Annotated in this window: 22 protein-coding genes; 20 read left to right on the top strand and 2 right to left on the bottom strand. The window is 47.6% G+C overall.

Features of this window, described 5'->3' with window-relative positions; all coding sequences use genetic code 11:
• The 4 genes from ACJJI8_RS20845 to ACJJI8_RS20830 all read left to right on the top strand — a co-directional run bounded on the left by ACJJI8_RS20845 (window position 1) and on the right by ACJJI8_RS20830 (window position 2,892).
• Window positions 1–582 carry a hypothetical protein gene (locus ACJJI8_RS20845; RefSeq protein ID WP_444933608.1) on the top strand — a complete coding sequence of 194 codons (582 nt, stop codon included), beginning with the start codon at window positions 1–3 and terminating at the stop codon, window positions 580–582.
• Window positions 583–589: 7 nt separating this feature from the next.
• Complete coding sequence (locus tag ACJJI8_RS20840; RefSeq protein ID WP_444933607.1) at window positions 590–2,149, top strand: phage tail protein; 1,560 nt, start codon at window positions 590–592, stop codon at window positions 2,147–2,149.
• 16 nt (window positions 2,150–2,165) lie between these two features.
• On the top strand, window positions 2,166–2,606 hold the full coding sequence (locus ACJJI8_RS20835; protein WP_444933606.1) for a DUF2793 domain-containing protein: 441 nt from the start codon (window positions 2,166–2,168) through the stop codon (window positions 2,604–2,606).
• A 109-nt stretch (window positions 2,607–2,715) separates the two neighbouring features.
• Complete coding sequence (locus tag ACJJI8_RS20830) at window positions 2,716–2,892, top strand: hypothetical protein (RefSeq protein WP_444933605.1); 177 nt, start codon at window positions 2,716–2,718, stop codon at window positions 2,890–2,892.
• 12 nt (window positions 2,893–2,904) lie between these two features.
• Here ACJJI8_RS20830 and ACJJI8_RS20825 read toward each other — a convergent pair whose 3' ends face one another.
• Window positions 2,905–3,243, bottom strand: coding sequence for a helix-turn-helix domain-containing protein (locus ACJJI8_RS20825; protein ID WP_444933604.1), 339 nt, complete (start codon window positions 3,241–3,243; stop codon window positions 2,905–2,907).
• 216 nt (window positions 3,244–3,459) lie between these two features.
• Between ACJJI8_RS20825 and ACJJI8_RS20820 the strand changes: the two genes are divergently transcribed.
• The 3 genes from ACJJI8_RS20820 to ACJJI8_RS20810 all read left to right on the top strand — a co-directional run bounded on the left by ACJJI8_RS20820 (window position 3,460) and on the right by ACJJI8_RS20810 (window position 5,401).
• Entirely contained in the window at window positions 3,460–3,657 is a 198-nt protein-coding gene (locus ACJJI8_RS20820) for a hypothetical protein (protein ID WP_444933603.1), read from the top strand.
• 101 nt (window positions 3,658–3,758) lie between these two features.
• Window positions 3,759–4,148 carry a LexA family protein gene (locus ACJJI8_RS20815; protein WP_444933602.1) on the top strand — a complete coding sequence of 130 codons (390 nt, stop codon included), beginning with the start codon at window positions 3,759–3,761 and terminating at the stop codon, window positions 4,146–4,148.
• Window positions 4,148–5,401 (top strand): Y-family DNA polymerase, encoded by a 1,254-nt coding sequence (locus ACJJI8_RS20810; RefSeq protein ID WP_444933601.1) that lies wholly within the window; start codon window positions 4,148–4,150, stop codon window positions 5,399–5,401. Before ACJJI8_RS20815 ends, ACJJI8_RS20810 begins: the two co-directional genes overlap by 1 nt.
• 318 nt (window positions 5,402–5,719) lie before the next feature.
• Here ACJJI8_RS20810 and ACJJI8_RS20805 read toward each other — a convergent pair whose 3' ends face one another.
• Window positions 5,720–6,496: a tyrosine-type recombinase/integrase gene (locus ACJJI8_RS20805; protein ID WP_444933600.1), complete on the bottom strand. Its 777-nt coding sequence runs from the start codon at window positions 6,494–6,496 to the stop codon at window positions 5,720–5,722.
• A gap of 86 nt (window positions 6,497–6,582) precedes the next feature.
• Here ACJJI8_RS20805 and ACJJI8_RS20800 point away from each other — a divergent pair, with 86 nt between their 5' ends.
• The 13 genes from ACJJI8_RS20800 (at window position 6,583) to ACJJI8_RS20740 (ending at window position 15,865) form a co-directional block, all read left to right on the top strand.
• On the top strand, window positions 6,583–6,954 hold the full coding sequence (locus ACJJI8_RS20800; protein WP_444933599.1) for a DUF2190 family protein: 372 nt from the start codon (window positions 6,583–6,585) through the stop codon (window positions 6,952–6,954).
• Window positions 6,955–7,354: 400 nt separating this feature from the next.
• Window positions 7,355–8,071, top strand: a complete 717-nt coding sequence (locus tag ACJJI8_RS20795) for an abortive infection system antitoxin AbiGi family protein (protein WP_444933598.1) — start codon at window positions 7,355–7,357, stop codon at window positions 8,069–8,071.
• A gap of 76 nt (window positions 8,072–8,147) precedes the next feature.
• Window positions 8,148–8,570 carry a phage tail terminator protein gene (gene gpU, locus ACJJI8_RS20790; RefSeq protein ID WP_444933597.1) on the top strand — a complete coding sequence of 141 codons (423 nt, stop codon included), beginning with the start codon at window positions 8,148–8,150 and terminating at the stop codon, window positions 8,568–8,570.
• 491 nt (window positions 8,571–9,061) lie between these two features.
• A complete protein-coding gene (locus tag ACJJI8_RS20785) occupies window positions 9,062–9,724 on the top strand; it encodes a hypothetical protein (RefSeq protein WP_444933596.1) in 663 nt (220 codons plus the stop codon).
• 393 nt (window positions 9,725–10,117) lie between these two features.
• On the top strand, window positions 10,118–10,945 hold the full coding sequence (locus ACJJI8_RS20780) for a hypothetical protein (RefSeq protein WP_444933595.1): 828 nt from the start codon (window positions 10,118–10,120) through the stop codon (window positions 10,943–10,945).
• A gap of 367 nt (window positions 10,946–11,312) precedes the next feature.
• A complete protein-coding gene (locus tag ACJJI8_RS20775) occupies window positions 11,313–11,930 on the top strand; it encodes a hypothetical protein (RefSeq protein ID WP_444933594.1) in 618 nt (205 codons plus the stop codon).
• Window positions 11,931–12,079: 149 nt separating this feature from the next.
• Window positions 12,080–12,457 (top strand): D-Ala-D-Ala carboxypeptidase family metallohydrolase, encoded by a 378-nt coding sequence (locus ACJJI8_RS20770; protein ID WP_413662502.1) that lies wholly within the window; start codon window positions 12,080–12,082, stop codon window positions 12,455–12,457.
• A gap of 287 nt (window positions 12,458–12,744) precedes the next feature.
• Window positions 12,745–13,236 carry a hypothetical protein gene (locus ACJJI8_RS20765; RefSeq protein WP_444911064.1) on the top strand — a complete coding sequence of 164 codons (492 nt, stop codon included), beginning with the start codon at window positions 12,745–12,747 and terminating at the stop codon, window positions 13,234–13,236.
• A gap of 92 nt (window positions 13,237–13,328) precedes the next feature.
• Window positions 13,329–13,697: a 3TM-type holin gene (locus ACJJI8_RS20760; protein WP_444911063.1), complete on the top strand. Its 369-nt coding sequence runs from the start codon at window positions 13,329–13,331 to the stop codon at window positions 13,695–13,697.
• Entirely contained in the window at window positions 13,694–13,897 is a 204-nt protein-coding gene (locus ACJJI8_RS20755; protein WP_444933593.1) for a holin, read from the top strand. Before ACJJI8_RS20760 ends, ACJJI8_RS20755 begins: the two co-directional genes overlap by 4 nt.
• Before the next feature lie 249 nt (window positions 13,898–14,146).
• Entirely contained in the window at window positions 14,147–14,458 is a 312-nt protein-coding gene (locus tag ACJJI8_RS20750; RefSeq protein WP_444933592.1) for a hypothetical protein, read from the top strand.
• 11 nt (window positions 14,459–14,469) lie between these two features.
• Window positions 14,470–14,991 carry a hypothetical protein gene (locus ACJJI8_RS20745; protein ID WP_444933591.1) on the top strand — a complete coding sequence of 174 codons (522 nt, stop codon included), beginning with the start codon at window positions 14,470–14,472 and terminating at the stop codon, window positions 14,989–14,991.
• A 151-nt stretch (window positions 14,992–15,142) separates the two neighbouring features.
• On the top strand, window positions 15,143–15,865 hold the full coding sequence (locus tag ACJJI8_RS20740; RefSeq protein WP_444933590.1) for a hypothetical protein: 723 nt from the start codon (window positions 15,143–15,145) through the stop codon (window positions 15,863–15,865).
• The last annotated feature ends 41 nt before the right edge of the window (window positions 15,866–15,906 follow it).

The raw sequence follows: 15,906 nt of genomic DNA, 5'->3' as shown, positions 1-15,906 counted from the left end.
ATGGCGCTGCCCGATAATACGCTATCGACACAAATCGATAGCGCCCCCTTTACCGGCGCCGCCCAACTACCGGTGCGCTCGCTGATTGACTACGAGAGCGGCGGTATTGCGATTCAAGATCCGTCAGAAGGGCTGCTGTATCAGACCTGGCGGGCGCGTATCTTAAATGACGGCACTGAAATTGTGCTGGATGCGCGTGAGGTGCCGGCATTCACGGCTATCACCGGCAGTGATATTAGCGAAGTGAGTCTGGCGTTCGACCAGAATATGCACCCGGTGCTGGCCTATGTCGAAGCGGGCCTGGCCAAACTGTATTGGTATGACACCGCTCAGGGAATGCAGGTCACTGACGAGTGGCCCGGCGTAGTTACCCCGCGTGTCACCATGGACGATAAGCGGCCTCTGCAATCCACAAAGAGTGATGTGATTTTTGCCTATTTAAAATCGGGGAATCTCTACTGCCGTCAGCAGCGCGACCGCTATCAAACCGAATACCTCTTACAGGAAAACGTGAATCGTTCCGGGCTGATTAAAGTCAGCATGAATCGCCATTTTAGGCTGCAATTTTTATTAAAACCCTAGGCTCTCTATGTCTTCTGCATATCCCCTCTACGCCGTCGTGGCTGAGATCTGCGAGCGCGCCGGCGTGCCCTACGATAAATTCGATACCACCTTACTGGAGGGTTATGTGCAGGGGGTGCAGATCACCAACGAATCCCCGGCATTCGAGCATATCCAAGAGCTGGCCAAGGTATATTTTTTTGATCCGGTGAACCGCAGCGGCACGGTCACTTTTGTCCCGCGCGGCGGTGAACCGGTAATGGAAATCGACGAGAACGATTTAATCGGCGATAGCGACGACGAGAAAACCCGCCGCTCCCCCGAGGAAATCGTTCAGGTATTAAACCTGAATTATTACGATTCTGTCGGCGGTATCGATACCTGCAAGCAAACCTCAGACCGCAGTATCGACACGCGCGGTGAAGGGGAAAAAAGTATTGAAACCCCCGTTGTACTGGAAACCGATCAGGCCGCGCAGATCGCTGTCATCATGCATAAAGTAATGATCGAAGAGCAGCGCGGCGAGTTTGATATTACGTTACCCCGCAATTACCTGGGGCTCACGGCAGGAGATGTGGTGCTGTATCAGGGCGATCGCTGCCGCATCGACGAAGTGAATATTGATAGAGGCGAGCAAAAATACAAACTGATCCACGACCGCAAAAGCGCCTACCAAAGCCGGGCTTTAGGCGTGGCCCCCATGGCCGCACCGGACCCGGTGCCGCTGGTGGCCGGCTCGACCTATATCGAATTTATCGACGCGCCAATACTGTCCAGCGGCGACGATACCCAGCTGGGTTATTACATCGCTATCACCGGCAGCAACAGCGCCTGGAGCGGCGCCACTGTTGCACTGTCTTTAGATGGTGGAGAAAACTATACCGAGTCCGATACCACCGACGTGGAGGCGGTGATGGGTGAGCTGGTCACTGCACTCGGCACTCATAAGCGAGAGATCCCCGACAGCCACAACCGAGTGCAAATCCAACTCTACGACGACGGCGACGCGCTCGAATATCGCACCCTGGCACAGCTACTTAACCGGCAGAACCGAGCGCTGATCGGTAATGAAATAGTGAGCTTTGGCGAGGCCGACGAGATCAGCCCCGGCGTGTGGGAAATTGGCTACCTGCTGCGCGGCCGCCTGAATACCGAAATAGCCCAGCACTCAGCGGGTACGCGCTTTGTCCTGCTGGATCGCAACACGCTGAACTATATCCCCACCGAGCGCTACAACCTGAACCAGACACTCACCTTCCGTGCCACCAGTAGCGGCAGCGGCGAAGAGACTACCACTGCCGCCACCTACACTGGCGCCAGTCATATTGAGCCAGCCCCCACCAGCCTGCGCGCCTACCGCAGCGGCGGCCAGCTAATGATTGAATGGGTTGGGGTAGGGTATCTCGGCGGCCGCGCCGCCTACGATCAAAGCCAGTTCTTTACCGGCTACCGGGTAACGATCAACGGCGATAGCACCGACACAACTACCACCACGCTAACAATCCCCGATCCAGGCACCGCCACCATCCAAGTGAGCCAAATCAACAGCATCACTGGCGCCGGCCCGGCTACGGAAATCACGGTATAAACAGGATAAAAGGACCATGAGCAACACACCCAACAACGCCATACCCTACGCCGACGAAGGCACCCTGGACCCAGCGGCAAGCCTCAATCAAGCCCTGGATACCATCGACGCGTTGCTGCAGATTGAAGTGCTGGGGATCCAAAATGATCCCCCCGGCTCCCCCAGTGATGGCGCCCGCTACATAGTCGCCAGCGGCACCGGAGACTGGGCAAGCCAAGACGGCCAACTGGCCCGCTATGTGGCCGACCCCGGCTACTGGAAATTTTATCCCGCCAAGGTCGCACTGAATCAGGCGGATGGCCTGTTATATATCAACGGTAGCAGCGGCTGGCAGGTGGCCAACCGCCCGGAGACTCTGCCGCAGATTACTGGGGATACTTCGACGGATTTAGCTGGGGTGGTTGGGCAGATGTTGGGGGCTTTGGATGGGGTGTTTTGGGATAATAGGAGTGTTTAGCTGGATAGATGCTTGGTTGAAAATAGCTTTCTACTGAGCGGCCGTATTCGGATTCTCTTTGTGTTTACCTTAGAGTTTAAGGGCAAGAAAAGTAGCGAGGGTGATGGATATGAGTAGAGATCCTAATGATGATCGGAGTGATAGCATGAACCCCAATAATGATGCTTATTGGGAGAGCTTGGATAATCGTGCTGATCAGTTAAACCCGAATAACCCTGAGTACAAAGGAGATGTGGATTCCGATGATCAGAATTCGGGAGAATCTGATGAAGATGGTGGAGGGTAGCCCTAATTTGATTTAGAGCTTTTTCCATAGCTGATAGGCATTCTCAATGGCTCGGTGAGCATGCAGGCGAAACTCTTTAGGTAGTTGTGCGTACAGCCGGGCTATCAACGGGGGAAAAGGAATCTGCGCAAAGTGGTGCAGGTTCTCCACCCCGTACACCTCAGCCAAAGTAATCCCCACCGCCTCACACCAAGCCGGCAGCAGGTCCGCCGGTATTCTTTGTACGCCCGTTTCCATTTTCGAAACTTGAGATGGCGCTAGCCCCAACTGCCTTGCCAGCTGTGCAATCGTCATCCTCTCCCGTTTCCGTGCGTTGCGCAGGCGATTGCCTAGTGATCCGGCCTCAAACATCGAGCCGCGTTATACATCCTCTTAAAGTCAAAGTATTTCGAAAATCGAAACTTAGCCGCATTCTACCGTGCTAAATCAGAAAGCTTTCAGCACAACTGTTCATGAAATGTGAATTTGATAGTAGCGTTTGGCGACTTGTCGTCATAAGGCAGTACAGATAACTGGCATTCGGTGACACAAGGTAGAGATAGGGCTAGCAGTTAAAAGGAGTTGAGCATGCCTATGAAATCGCAAATGGAGCAATTGCAGCGGGTCGCAAGTCTGTGTGTGGCCCTGGAGTGGGTAGCGGCCTACCCAGATTTAGCGGGAAGGGATGCCGTATTAAAGCTAATAGGTGAGGAGGTGAGCACCACTATCCAAGGGGTGATCTATTCGGTTGAGTCAAAAGGAGGTGGCGGCGCCGAGATGGCTTGAGTACATAAGTGCCTGTGAGGCCCTAGAGTCACACAGGCTACTTGTCTTTCATGGGGGCTGGCTAATACACTGTATATAGATACAGTATATTGTTAGAGCACATGAAACTATCCCCTCTATACGGCAGTGGCGTCAGCTGCGGCTTTCCCTCGCCAGCGGATGACCACAAAGAAGCGGCGCTCAGCCTGGACCAGCACCTGATTACCAGCCCGGCTGCCACCTTCCTGGCTAGGGCCAACGGTGATTCCATGCGGGATCTCGGCATTTTTGACCGGGATCTACTGGTAGTTGATCGATCCTTAACCCCAGTTCACGGTGATGTAGTGGTGGTTGCCCTGGATGGGCAGCTAACCTGCAAAGTGCTTGATCGGCAAAAAGGGCAGCTACTGCCCGCGAATGACAAATACGCACCGATCCCCATTTGGGAAGGGCAGGAATTGATTGTCGAGGGAGTGGTCAAGGCTTCCGTACGGTATCACCGGTCCTGCTGATGTTGGCGCTGGTTGATTGCAACAGCTGCTATGCCAGCTGTGAACAAATATTCAGGCCGGATCTGCGCGGGCTTCCGGTGGTAGTCCTTTCCAATAATGACGGCTGTGTAGTGGCGCGCTCGAAAGAGGCCAAGGTTTTAGGCATCCCCGACTTACAGCCGTTCTTTAAGATCGAACACTTGTTGCGAAAGCATGGAGTAAAGATCTTCTCGAGTAATTACGCCCTGTACGGCGATATCTCTCACCGGGTAATGACAACCCTAAAGCAATACAGCCCAGAGGTTGAGGTCTACAGCATCGACGAGATGTTTCTGGATCTACATGGGTTGCAAGAGAGCTTGTCGGATTACGGTCAGGAGATAAGGCAAACTCTCTGGCGAGATATACGTATGCCGGTGGGCGTTGGTATCGCCCCGAGTAAAACCCTGGCCAAGCTGGCAAATAGAGCCGCCAAGAAGATCCCCAAGTGTGAGGGCGTGTGCGTCTTGGATTCCCCCGAAAAATGGCAATGGCTGCAACGGCGCACTGAGGTGGGTGATGTGTGGGGCGTAGGCAGGCGCTTATCAAAGCGGCTCGGGCCCCTGGGAATCAAGACCGCCTATGACCTGGCACAAGCCAACCCGAAAATACTGCGCAGCCACACGAACGTAAACATTGAGCGCACGATAGAAGAGCTGAATGGCATCAGTTGCTTAAGCCTGGAGGAACAACCCCCGGCCAAGAAGCAGATCTATTGCACACGCTCATTCGGCGAAAAGCTCACCGACCTCCAGCCGATACTGCAGGCCGTCACCCTGTATGCGAGCAGGGCAGCAGAGAAACTGCGCGCCCAGGATTCCCTGGTGAAGTCTGTCCATGTATTCCTGCATACCTCACCCCATGAACCGCACTACTACAGCCGCAGTACCGTAGTGCAAACCCCATACCCCACAGATGACACTCGGCTGATAGTGCAGTTGGTAAAGCGAGCGATTACAGAACTATTCCTGCAGGGGCACCGATACCTGAAGGCCGGGGTAGGGCTGGTAGAGCTTATCCCCCGATCGCTGGGGCAAGGCGACATGTTCACCGCAGGCCAGCCAATACGATCAGGCGAGACCATGCAGGCCATCGATCAGATCAATCAGCGGTTTGGCCGGGGTACCTTGTTTCTGGGGGCTGAAGGTATCAACAAGAAGTGGAAGATGCGGCAAGAGCATCGGTCTCCAGCTTATACAACGCAGTGGGATCAGTTGCCAGAGATAACAGTCTAAATCTTGTGTAAATATACAGCTTTTAAGTGTGGTAAAAACTGAGCGGCTGAGTGAGCTTAGGGTTTAAAGGAGGTGTAAGCCGCCTTACCATTTCCACATAGGTGGTTGTAAGTGTATGATTACGCTAAGGTTTTATGTTTGATTGTGGCTCCTGAGGTCGCGGGTTCGATCCCCGTCGGCCACCCCAGATTCTTCCTTGTTTTTCAAGGTCTTAAAACCCCGCCGAGTGCGGGGTTTTTTAGTTTTGGGCCTTTGAGGGGTAATTCGAGGGGATAATTTTTACCACAATCGATTTTTTCAGCTCCTCCGTTTGGACATTCATCCAGTGTCCTTTGGCGTGTCTTCCTTTCCTCTAATCCTCGCCTTATTAAGAGAAACAACTTTATCGGCGGTGTGGTTGTAGCGCTCCATCATGCTGCGAGTCTTGTGCCCGCTGAATTCCTGCTTGTCGCCTTCGAAATCTGAGATGCCTTTAATCTTTAAATCATGAAACCGGAAGCGGGCGGGTAGGGCGCCGCCCTCATTGGCAGCTCTTTGCTCTCTACTCCAGGTGGTGTTGAATCCGTCTCGGGTGAAGCGCTGACCAGTTCGGCCGCGAATCAGATACATGCTTTGTGACCTGGAGGTGGTGTTGCTTTTAAGTGCCAGCTCAACTGCGTCATGTAGTCGGTCCGTCCAGAGCTTCAGTTGCTTCTTGCCGGTCTTTTGTTGGCAAATCAATAAACCTTCGTCGGTGATATCTTGTCGCTTCAATGCGAGAACATCTTGTTGGCGAGTGGCGCAAAGATAGGCAATCTCCATTGCGGCCGCGTGGGCAGTATGCCCCTTGGACTCTAACCAGTTATAGAAAGCTAAATATTCGGAATCTTCGACATAGCGCCCGGCCTGCTTTTCCTTGATTGGCTTGACCGCCCTGGCTGGGTCTTCGATTGACACGAACCCGCGAGCCTTTCCCCAGCGAAAAATAATACTGAGAAATGTGCGCTCTCTGTTTGCTGCGGTAGGGTATTGCTGCCCGCGTGCATCCATATACATTTGAATCACAGGTGATGTGATGGAGTCCGGAACTGCTTGACCAAAGACGGCCTCTATCATTTTGCACAATACTGCCGAAGTACTCTCTGATGCGCGCCTCAATGGTCATATTTTCTTCAGTTATAAAACCAATCGAGGGAAAGAGAATGGCTACTAATCTTGTGCGAGACGGGCGCATGCTGGATTACACCAACAGCACCAGCGCGGATATTACCTCTGGTCAGGTTGTGCCAGTCGGTACGGTGCTGGGTGTGGCGATGGATGATATCGCCGTGGGTGAGTCCGGTGTAGTTGGTGTTGATGGTGTTGATGGTGTATTTACTGTGCCCAGGGTATCTGCCGCAGAGATCAATCAGGGTGAAACTCTCACTTGGGTGGTCGCTTCCAGGTCGTTTGATAACAACGCAGCCACGGGAGATATCATCGGCGCAACGGCCTTTGCCGCTGAGGCTGCTGGCGCAGGCGCCGCCAACCTTGCGGGCAAATACACCGGCGTACCGGGCACCGTTAAATCCTAGGTGGAGCATGGATCTGGACCAGAGAGCCGCAGAGCGCGCGTTCCGTAAATGGGGCAGAGCTGCTACCTACGATGAGTGTAACGGCGGTGAGCCTATTGATTGCCGCGTGATCTTTGAGTAGGAGATTGATGACTTCGATGATGAGGAACGCGTGCGGGTGCCGCGTATTGAGTTGAGTCTGCTGGTAAGTGAGGTGGGGGCCTACAACTCAGAGGCGGTGATTACAATTGGTGGTGTGGAGTAGACGGTACGAAAAAGGTTGGAGGATGATGGGGTGGTTTGGCGAGCGTTAGCGTATGGCTAGTAGATGCTATTACAAAACCACTTCCATAATTTGTATAAAGCAAAGAAAATACTGAGGTTTAGAATTTTCTCAAGGAGCCCGAAATTGGAAGGATCAATGAAGCCTAAAACAGATAACCTATTTCACTTCACGAAATCTTTAGATGTTTTGCAGCTAATATTAAAAAATGGTATTCAACCTAGATACTGTTTAGAGGACATAGAATGGTTTGGGGCTGAAAGTGATAAGCATATTGCTTTTCCAATGAGCTGTTTTTGCGATATCCCTCTTTCAAGAATTTATGAGCATACTGATTTTTACGGTAATTTTGGGTTGGGGTTGACTAAAAGTTGGGGTTATAAGAATGGATTGAATCCAGTCATATATAGCCCGGAGGGCGGTGTTGCTCAAAGTTTGGCAAAATATTTGTTTTATTTTAATAATGTCAGTGATGCAGAACATCAGCGGTTCAGTGATCATCTTTTTGAATATTGGTCGATTGTAAAACCCGTTAATGGGAAAATGTTAGTTTCAGGTTCTTTTGTAGAAAAGGAGTTCTATCAAGAGAATGAGTGGCGTTTTGTTCCGCCCGTTACAGATTTGTTATATCAAGAACAATTCGAAGATAAAAAAGAGCGAGCTAATAAAGAAATTGAGAAATTTTCTTTAGAAATGTCTCCAAGCGACATTAAGTATATATTTGTTCGGTCAGATAGTGACATTCCTCAATTGGTAGATTTTATCAATACAGAGCTAGGTAGGTTTCCTTTGAATGATCTCAAAATACTCCTATCTCGGATTGTTTCTTTAGAGACTTTGAAAAAAGATCTATAATTTAGATGAAAAATAAGGCCGTTCCAAATACATGAAGTTAAAACTCGCATTAGCGGGTTTTTTATGCCTAAAATTCATGGAGCACATCTCAAGGACCCAGCGCATAACAATCCGCGATGTCGTACAAAGCAAGCTGCAAACCTTATCCGGCTACATATTCCCATCTCCTGGCACCATAGAAGAAATTGATACCAAAAAGCTTCCGGTCATTGTCGTGAGCTTTGCAGTTGAGAGCACCGAACACGAAATGCATGGCGGTACTGAGCGGCAACTAGATCTGACAGTTACTTCTGTAGTGAAAACTAGCGGCGATGTGTATGCCGCGTTAGACCAGGCAGCGGCAGACATTGAAAACGTCTTGCAGGATGCTTCTCTGGAGGACGCCTGTGATTTGTTCCTGCTTAGCCAAACCGAGTTTGCGTTGGATCAGGATCACCCATTAGGTGATGTACGCTTGGCGTATAGCATCAAGTATTCCACCGAACCCACAGATTTTTAACGAAACAACCTAATGAGGTTATGACTATGGCACAAGGTTATAAAACCAAGCTCTATCGCAGTGGTGATGGCACTTCCTATTCATAAGTGGCGGGAATGTCGGACCTTGAACCCGGTGAAGAGTCACGAAGTTCTGTTGATATAACTCCCATTGATGGCATCAGTGGCTATATGGACTATGACCTTTCGGTCTTGCGAGGTCTTTATTACCTTGATCCGGAAAGAAAGCGACAGCTGTCAACAGGCTCTGCGCTCAGATTACGATTCTCATATCCAAGTACGCTCACCTCGTGGAGGTTGTGTTCGCGAATACGGTGGTTACCCAATTCTGGATAAACCAGGGCCACATAAATTACCTGGGCACCTATCACCGCGATAATTTGCACGCAGCTGAAAGGCGATTTCAGGATTACTACGAGAGTATGCCGAAGGCTGCTTGACGGTGTGTCTGGCTGGTTTTTGGTTGCTAGAAAATTGCTTGGGGGGCATGACATGAAATTCGAAAGTGCTAGACAAGCGTGGCACGACGCCTTTGATAGCTCCACCGCTGCATTTGGTTATGAAGCCATGGGCGGCAGAAGCGCGGTTTCCTCAGCTGGGCGAGGGCGAAAAGTTGTAATTCGCGGAGAGGTGCAGGGTAGGGCCAACCAAGTCATTTGCCGGGTTGCAGCCCCAACACTAGTTGAGAAAGAAACCCTCGGAGCCAAGGACAGCGGCAACCGCATCATGGACTCCTGTGAAAAGGGGTTAATCCAAGATGCAGTTGCAAAGCTGCGAGCGAGTGATCCGTTGGCATACTGCTGGGGCATGGCCGCCTACGCCCCACCAGCCTCAAGAGTCAAAGAGCGAGCGGCACTACTGAAATACTTGATGAGTGAGTTCGACAAATGGGAAGAGCCGCACCCGCGAGAAAAGGTTAGTCAGCTAGCGCTATTTTGTATTAATACGTGTGCACTGCGCGGTGTAAATGGCCGACTAATAGACCTGGGCCAAGTGCGGACAAATTTAGGATGTGACAAAAAGCGGTGGGATAGGGAGTGGGTAAAAATTTGGAAACGTTTGCAACGGCGTTTGGACCCTCTACCCGCAAGAGCTTTAGGGCCTATTTCTGAAGTTGTACAGGAGTACAGAGGGCGGCTTAAAGCCGCTTGTTGACAGCTTTGTCCTGAGGGGGTATAAATTTCCTAGCGTGCAGTTTTTCTGCTTTGCAAAATTAAACCGGTCACTGAGCCGGTTTTTTTGTGCCTGGAATTTAATAATACTCTCTCGCCATAGCTAAATCGCCAAAGTGTTTAATTATTCCCATATTATTTTCATGATCGGTTATGCCGTAACCTGATGTCATCAGCTGGAATTTTATATAGGTGATCTATATTTGATCCAGTCAGCGGGGGCCTACTTACAAAATTTTGAGATGTCATATCTGGCAATATAGTGCCAGGTATGACTGTTAAATCGCGTTAGGTAATATTTACTCACCTAAAGGCTTGATGTAAGATTTTATTTCTATTTGAGTGAATAAATTAATATATTTGTTAGTGAGTTTATATGATTTTTAGAGATACCGTTAAAGCAGTGGCCGTTTCAGTGGCTTTAGTAGCCTTTGGCGCGCAGGCAAAAACATTCCAATATGAACTTCAGGATTTAAGTTCATCTCAGGGGCATATAGTATACCCTGGCCTTGATTTGCATGAGGCTAGTTCCGCAACGTTGACCATTGACCAGGCCGATCGGAATTCCTCCCCTGTAATTACTTCGCTAGAAATTAATTTTCCTTATGCATCGAATCTTTCTGTGAAAAACTTCAAGCAAGATTCATCGAGTGGGAATTTCCAAGCATCTGTCAATAATGTTTGGGTGTATCGCCAGCTTAATATTGAAATGCATGGTTTTGATATTCAAAATCCAAATGACCAAATGATTAATATTGATGGTTATGTATCTGAAGCTGACAATTTTATTGGGGGGGGGCAGTCCGGAAATTCGGAGAACACACTATTTCATGCTTTCGGGCGATTAGTTGATGTGACCCCGAGCAAAGTTGTTGATGTCGAATGGCTCACGGTCAACGATGATCGGCTCAAGTTATCTCTGAGGAACAACGTAACTTCTGCTTCAGATTCTGGCTTTGGTGGGAACGCGTTTGTTATTGATTCTCTGTGGTTTGGGGAAGGGGAAGAAACTTTGTATTTTGAGGCCCCCTTTGGCGATGAAGCAAAATTTATTGAGCCATATAAGCTGGCTGTTTCAAAAATCTCTGGACCTATTGGGGATGAGTACTTCATCAAGATTCTGGCAAAAGACGAGAACGGTAACGAATTTGAAACAGTAGAGCTTCCACTGCAAGACCTGCTTAGCACCGCGTACGATAATTGATCAAACCTGCGATATCCTTAGATATGATTTGAGGATTGAAATGGCGTGATTGATGTCACTTAGGGAATGGGTAAAAGATTTGGAAACGTTTGCAACGTCGTTCGAGTCCTTTTCCTGCGGGAGCTTTAGAGCCTATTTCTGAGATTGTGCAGGAATAGAGGGCGGCTTGAAGTCGCTTGTTGACAGCTTTGTCCTGAGTATGTATAAACTCCCTAGCATGCAGCTTTTCTGTTTTGCAAATAAACCCGGCTCCCCTAGTCGGGTTTTTTTATGCTTAAAATTACTAACTGAGTTGTGTTTAGACGATACTTTTAATGTCACAATTGCCCGTGCTCTACTGGATGAACATTAAGCTTTTGAGGAATTTATGATACGGATATTTGTTTTAACGGTACTTGCCCTTCTTACATTTAGTCATGCTAGTGCAGATGAGTCATTTGAAGGGGTTATTAAGTATAAAATTGAATTTGAGAGCTATCACGAAAACCTCCCTATACATTTGTTGGAAGAAGGCTTTGGAACTTCTGCTCAGGCCTTTTACAAGCCAGGTTATATGAAAATGGTTTTCACTGGAAAGCAGGGGCAAGAGCACGCTTGGGAAGTTTATGTAGCATCAGAGAATAAGCAATTTTTAAAGATGAAGTCTGATCCTGTCCCTGTTTCTCACGATAGTGGAAAAGAGACAAGGAGGCTCAAGAGCTTTACAGATGCTGATTCTGACTATGAGGTTCTTGGGAGAAAGACCCGTGTAGTTACTATTGAATACGAAGATGGATCGCTATCAAAGTATTGGTATTCCCCTAGTATATTTATTGACCCAGCTCAATTCCAAAAATTGGAATTTTCCTATTTGAATAGGTATTGGGAGGTTGCTAAGTCGCCATACTTAAGGCATGAGTGGCACCAAGAGAACTATAAGTTAATATATACAGCTGAGAAGATATCTGCTGAAAAGTTGGACGATAGCCTTTTTAGTGTTGAGTAGAAAAATAACCAGATAACTCTGATTGTTACCATAGAAGCCCGCCCTAGTGCGGGCTTTCTTGTTTCTGGATTTTCATTTTCATCCTTTCACTACCTATACTTGGCGGCGTTCTTTTGGGTGCCGTTTTTTTGCTTAAATCTTGAGGATTTATGTTTCATAACGACTATTTCACAGAGTTGGAGTTGGCCTGTCGTTGTTGTGGTAAAAATCATTTTAAAGATGAAACGCTAATGCGCTTGATTAGAGTCAGAGAGCGATTTGGCAAGCCAATGATTATCAATTCCGGTTATCGTTGCCTAGCACATAACACTCAGTTAAATGCCACTATGACCCACGCCACTGGACAAGCTGTTGATGTTCAGGTAGCTGTAGGGCGAGCCTATCGGTTAATCCAAGTCGCTCAGGAGTTAGGGTTTACTGGTATAGGAGTAAAGCAGAAAGGCCCAATAGGAAAGCGATTCCTTCATCTGGATGACCTTGAGTCAATACCCGGCGAGCGCACCCGCCCCACCGTCTGGAGCTATTAACTGATCTAGATTGGTTAAGTGGGAGGTGAAAAAGTAACCGCCAGGATTGAGGGAGTGTCGTGAGGGGGCAGTCAATGTAGGAAAGTCTAGGGCAATTAGTACGGTTGGGTAGGAAATGTGACTAAAAACGGACTCTATAATGTTTAGCTGCTTTCATTACTAGAAGAATTCGCATAACTCGTTGATATTATTTGCAATCTTAGGTAGCTTCGCGCACGTTTAGTGTGCTGGTAGTGGTCATGGGGCCGCTATATAAACTTCAGTCTAAATCTTGGGGATCTCAACAGGTGCAACCATCTCAATCAGTAATAATTCTTCTCCTAGTGGCAAATTTAGTTGCAACCGTATGGTTCGGCCTCAATGAGAGGACAGCTCCAGTACAAACTCAAGCAGAAAAAACAGCAGAGCACGAGCTACCATTGTTTATAGACTCTAAGGTCCGAGTGCATATATATAATGAATTCGTCAAAGCATTTAATGCTGGTGATAATGATGCCTTATATGACATGTTCGGCCCTGCAGCAAAAGCCCAATTTACAAAAGAGAGTGCAGAAACTGAGTTCCAGAGATTAACCAAAATTTTCAATTCTGTTGAAAGTGGTGCTTTCACCCACTCTCAACTAGCCGGAACAGAGGGGAATACAAGTTTCTACGTTTTGCATTATGCAGTTAAGTTTCCTGAAGAGAGTGAGTTTGGTACATCAGGTACACTGAAAGTGACTATTGCCATTCAGGGAAGTGAATACCAAATATATGGCATCATGATTAATGCAGGGTAGTGCTTAAATAAGCCAGCCAGATACTCAATCATATAAACCGGCCACTGAGCCGGTTTTTTTGTACCTAAAAAAACCTTAATCAGGAGCTACCTGTGATTTCAGCGATATCCAACCTGCTTGGTAAGGTCATCGATAAAGCTCTCCCAGACAAGACGGAAGCCAACCGCCTAAAAGCTCAGGTTGATTCACAGCTGATTTCAATGGACTTGGAAGAGCTAAAGGCGGCAACCAAGGTAATCACGGTAGAAGCCTCGGGGGAGTCATGGCTACAGAGAAACTGGCGGCCAGTAACAATGCTCACATTTGTCGGGCTGATTGTATTTCACTGGCTGGGATGGACAGCTCCAAACTTAAGCGAGGATCAAACTCTGGCACTGCTGGAGATAGTAAAAATCGGCCTCGGTGGTTATGTCGTAGGGCGCAGCGCTGAAAAAGCGATGAAAGCTTGGAAGCAGTCATGACACTTCACGATACCCTAAGAGAATTAGCAGATAAGGCTGGCTATATGACTGCCATTGGTGCTGGAACTCTCGCTGGTTGGCTCGCGGATAACTGGTTAGGCCTTGCTGGAGTGCTGATAGCTGCGGCGGGCCTGATGGTTAATTGGTATTACAACCACAAGCGTTTAAAGCTGCAGGAAAGAGAGTGTGGAGAATCATGATGTTATCTGAGGGTTTGTGTTTTTCTTCTTAGATGCCGTATTTCTATTTTGCGAATACGTATTTTTTGTTAAGGATTATCCGTATTTTGGGATTCTGTACCAAGTAATCCTCCAAAAAAACAATGTGTACTTAATTCATAATCTAATGTAAGATTTTTTGCTCTATTTTTTTTTAAATTAAATAAAACTACTCTTTTGTGGTTTTGTTTGATTTGTGTGTTTTTTTATTTTTGATATTGAATAGATTTTATGATTCTTAAAAAAGCCATGAAGGTTGCGGCAATTTTTGCAGCCCTGTTAGTTGTAAATGTACAAGCAAAAACATTTAAGTATGAGGTGCAGGACGCGCGTGTATCCTCCGGTCATCTATATTATCTACCATTTCGCTATGAAGATATTAACTCTGTAGTTTTGACGGTAGATATTGAGCATCCAGAGTCTGAATCTGCGTCTGTATCTCTCGAGCTTGACTTTGCTGATGCAGCCAAATTGGTAGTAAAAAACTTCAGGCTGCATGATCCTCATTGGGGGGGGTTGCTGGAAACTATCGAGGATCTGTAAATAATGCTTGGGTGTATCGACAGCTTAATTTTGATATACCTAATATAGATGCTTTATACCCGCATTTTGATGAAATTGAAATTAGAGCTTCTGTATCAGAAAGTGATAGCTTCACAGGTGCGGGTAGAACAGATGAATTAGGTGGAGATCTATTTGAGATTTCGGGGCGTCTTATTGATGTGACACCAAGTAAGATTGTTGATATAGAAAAACTCAAAGTTAATGATAGTACACTAAAATTATCCTTAAGAAATCACATTTCTGGTATACCTACCGAACGGTACACCGGAATTGTTATTGATTCATTGTGGTTTGGAAAGGGAGAGGCACAGTTGGTTATCCCTTCAAGTTGGGTTCATGATGGTTTTATGAAGCCTGTTGATCTTATGATATCAAAAGATGCTGGTTCTGAAGTTGATGAATACTTTGTTAGTGTTCGGGCAATAAACCAGGATGGTGAGGAATTCATATCGGATACTTTACCTTTGCAGCAGTTGTTGAATGATGCTTATGGGGATGGATCAACTCTGTAAATAGATATTAGATTCTGAAATTTAATTAAGTTATTGTTAATTTTACCCGCCTAGTGCGGGTTTTTTATTTTAGGTGATACGGTTTCTATATGGTTTGCTGGTTTTTAAGGGAATAAGTTAGAGGTTCAAATAACGTAGGAATATTTTTCAGATGGAAGTTAGTGTAAAGCTGGATACTTCAAAGTTTAATCGGGCGTCTGCTGAATTAAAAAAGCAGTTACCTTATGCCAGTTCGGTTGCCCTAAATAACGTGGCCTTTCATATACGTGGAGAAGAGCGCGCAGCAATTGGGCGCATCTTTACAAGTCCAGCGAAGCTGACACTGAACTCTGTACTGGTGAAGAAAGCCACTAAGCGATCAGGTGTTGCGAAGATCTTTATCCGTGATCAGGCAACCAACGGCACGGCACCGAGTAAATACTTGGCACCATCGGTTATCGATGTAAAGCGCAACGATAAGCGATTTGAGCGTGCCCTTCGGCATTTAGGTGTACTGCCTGCAGGTATGTATGCCGTACATGGAAAGGCAGCAAGGCTAAACCGGCATGGGAATATCTCGGTAGGTACCTATAAGAAGATTCTGGCAGAACTCCGTGCTGGTTCAGGTACCAAGAAGGGCGGAGCAAATAGTGCTCAAGGGCCTACAGGCAAGCACTTTGTAGGGAAGATAAACGGAGTGTTGGGTGTCTGGAAAAGGGCCGGAGGTAAGCGACGTCCTACAGTAAAGCCCATTCTTATTTTCCTAAAGGGAAAGCCAGACTACCGCAAGCGCTTTCCTTTCTTTCGGATTGCTGACGGCATAGCTCGTAGGCATTTGCCATTAGAACTTGATAAGGCCATGGACCATGCGATTGCGACCGCAAAGAGGCGCTGAATGGGTCCTCCTGAGAGGGGTAGTACACGGGTAATTCGGAC

This window comes from Microbulbifer maximicatervae (SeqCode) (assembly GCF_052467695.1).
The sequence above is the reverse complement of the archived record's forward strand: the minus strand, read 5'-3'. Positions and strand labels throughout refer to the sequence as shown.

What these genes read in the sequence shown, in the direction of transcription:
- ACJJI8_RS20845 (WP_444933608.1), top strand. Translation starts at nt 1, where the DNA reads ATGGCGCTGCCCGATAATACGCTATCGACACAAATCGATAGCGCCCCC.
- ACJJI8_RS20820 (WP_444933603.1), top strand. Translation starts at nt 3,460, where the DNA reads ATGCCTATGAAATCGCAAATGGAGCAATTGCAGCGGGTCGCAAGTCTG.
- ACJJI8_RS20780 (WP_444933595.1), top strand. Translation starts at nt 10,118, where the DNA reads ATGATTTTTAGAGATACCGTTAAAGCAGTGGCCGTTTCAGTGGCTTTA.
- ACJJI8_RS20795 (WP_444933598.1), top strand. Translation starts at nt 7,355, where the DNA reads ATGAAGCCTAAAACAGATAACCTATTTCACTTCACGAAATCTTTAGAT.
- ACJJI8_RS20755 (WP_444933593.1), top strand. Translation starts at nt 13,694, where the DNA reads ATGACACTTCACGATACCCTAAGAGAATTAGCAGATAAGGCTGGCTAT.
- ACJJI8_RS20810 (WP_444933601.1), top strand. Translation starts at nt 4,148, where the DNA reads ATGTTGGCGCTGGTTGATTGCAACAGCTGCTATGCCAGCTGTGAACAA.
- ACJJI8_RS20840 (WP_444933607.1), top strand. Translation starts at nt 590, where the DNA reads ATGTCTTCTGCATATCCCCTCTACGCCGTCGTGGCTGAGATCTGCGAG.
- ACJJI8_RS20800 (WP_444933599.1), top strand. Translation starts at nt 6,583, where the DNA reads ATGGCTACTAATCTTGTGCGAGACGGGCGCATGCTGGATTACACCAAC.
- ACJJI8_RS20740 (WP_444933590.1), top strand. Translation starts at nt 15,143, where the DNA reads ATGGAAGTTAGTGTAAAGCTGGATACTTCAAAGTTTAATCGGGCGTCT.
- ACJJI8_RS20830 (WP_444933605.1), top strand. Translation starts at nt 2,716, where the DNA reads ATGAGTAGAGATCCTAATGATGATCGGAGTGATAGCATGAACCCCAAT.
- ACJJI8_RS20770 (WP_413662502.1), top strand. Translation starts at nt 12,080, where the DNA reads ATGTTTCATAACGACTATTTCACAGAGTTGGAGTTGGCCTGTCGTTGT.
- ACJJI8_RS20805 (WP_444933600.1), bottom strand. Translation starts at nt 6,496, where the DNA reads ATGATAGAGGCCGTCTTTGGTCAAGCAGTTCCGGACTCCATCACATCA.
- ACJJI8_RS20775 (WP_444933594.1), top strand. Translation starts at nt 11,313, where the DNA reads ATGATACGGATATTTGTTTTAACGGTACTTGCCCTTCTTACATTTAGT.
- gpU (WP_444933597.1), top strand. Translation starts at nt 8,148, where the DNA reads ATGGAGCACATCTCAAGGACCCAGCGCATAACAATCCGCGATGTCGTA.
- ACJJI8_RS20835 (WP_444933606.1), top strand. Translation starts at nt 2,166, where the DNA reads ATGAGCAACACACCCAACAACGCCATACCCTACGCCGACGAAGGCACC.
- ACJJI8_RS20785 (WP_444933596.1), top strand. Translation starts at nt 9,062, where the DNA reads ATGAAATTCGAAAGTGCTAGACAAGCGTGGCACGACGCCTTTGATAGC.
- ACJJI8_RS20825 (WP_444933604.1), bottom strand. Translation starts at nt 3,243, where the DNA reads ATGTTTGAGGCCGGATCACTAGGCAATCGCCTGCGCAACGCACGGAAA.
- ACJJI8_RS20815 (WP_444933602.1), top strand. Translation starts at nt 3,759, where the DNA reads ATGAAACTATCCCCTCTATACGGCAGTGGCGTCAGCTGCGGCTTTCCC.
- ACJJI8_RS20750 (WP_444933592.1), top strand. Translation starts at nt 14,147, where the DNA reads ATGATTCTTAAAAAAGCCATGAAGGTTGCGGCAATTTTTGCAGCCCTG.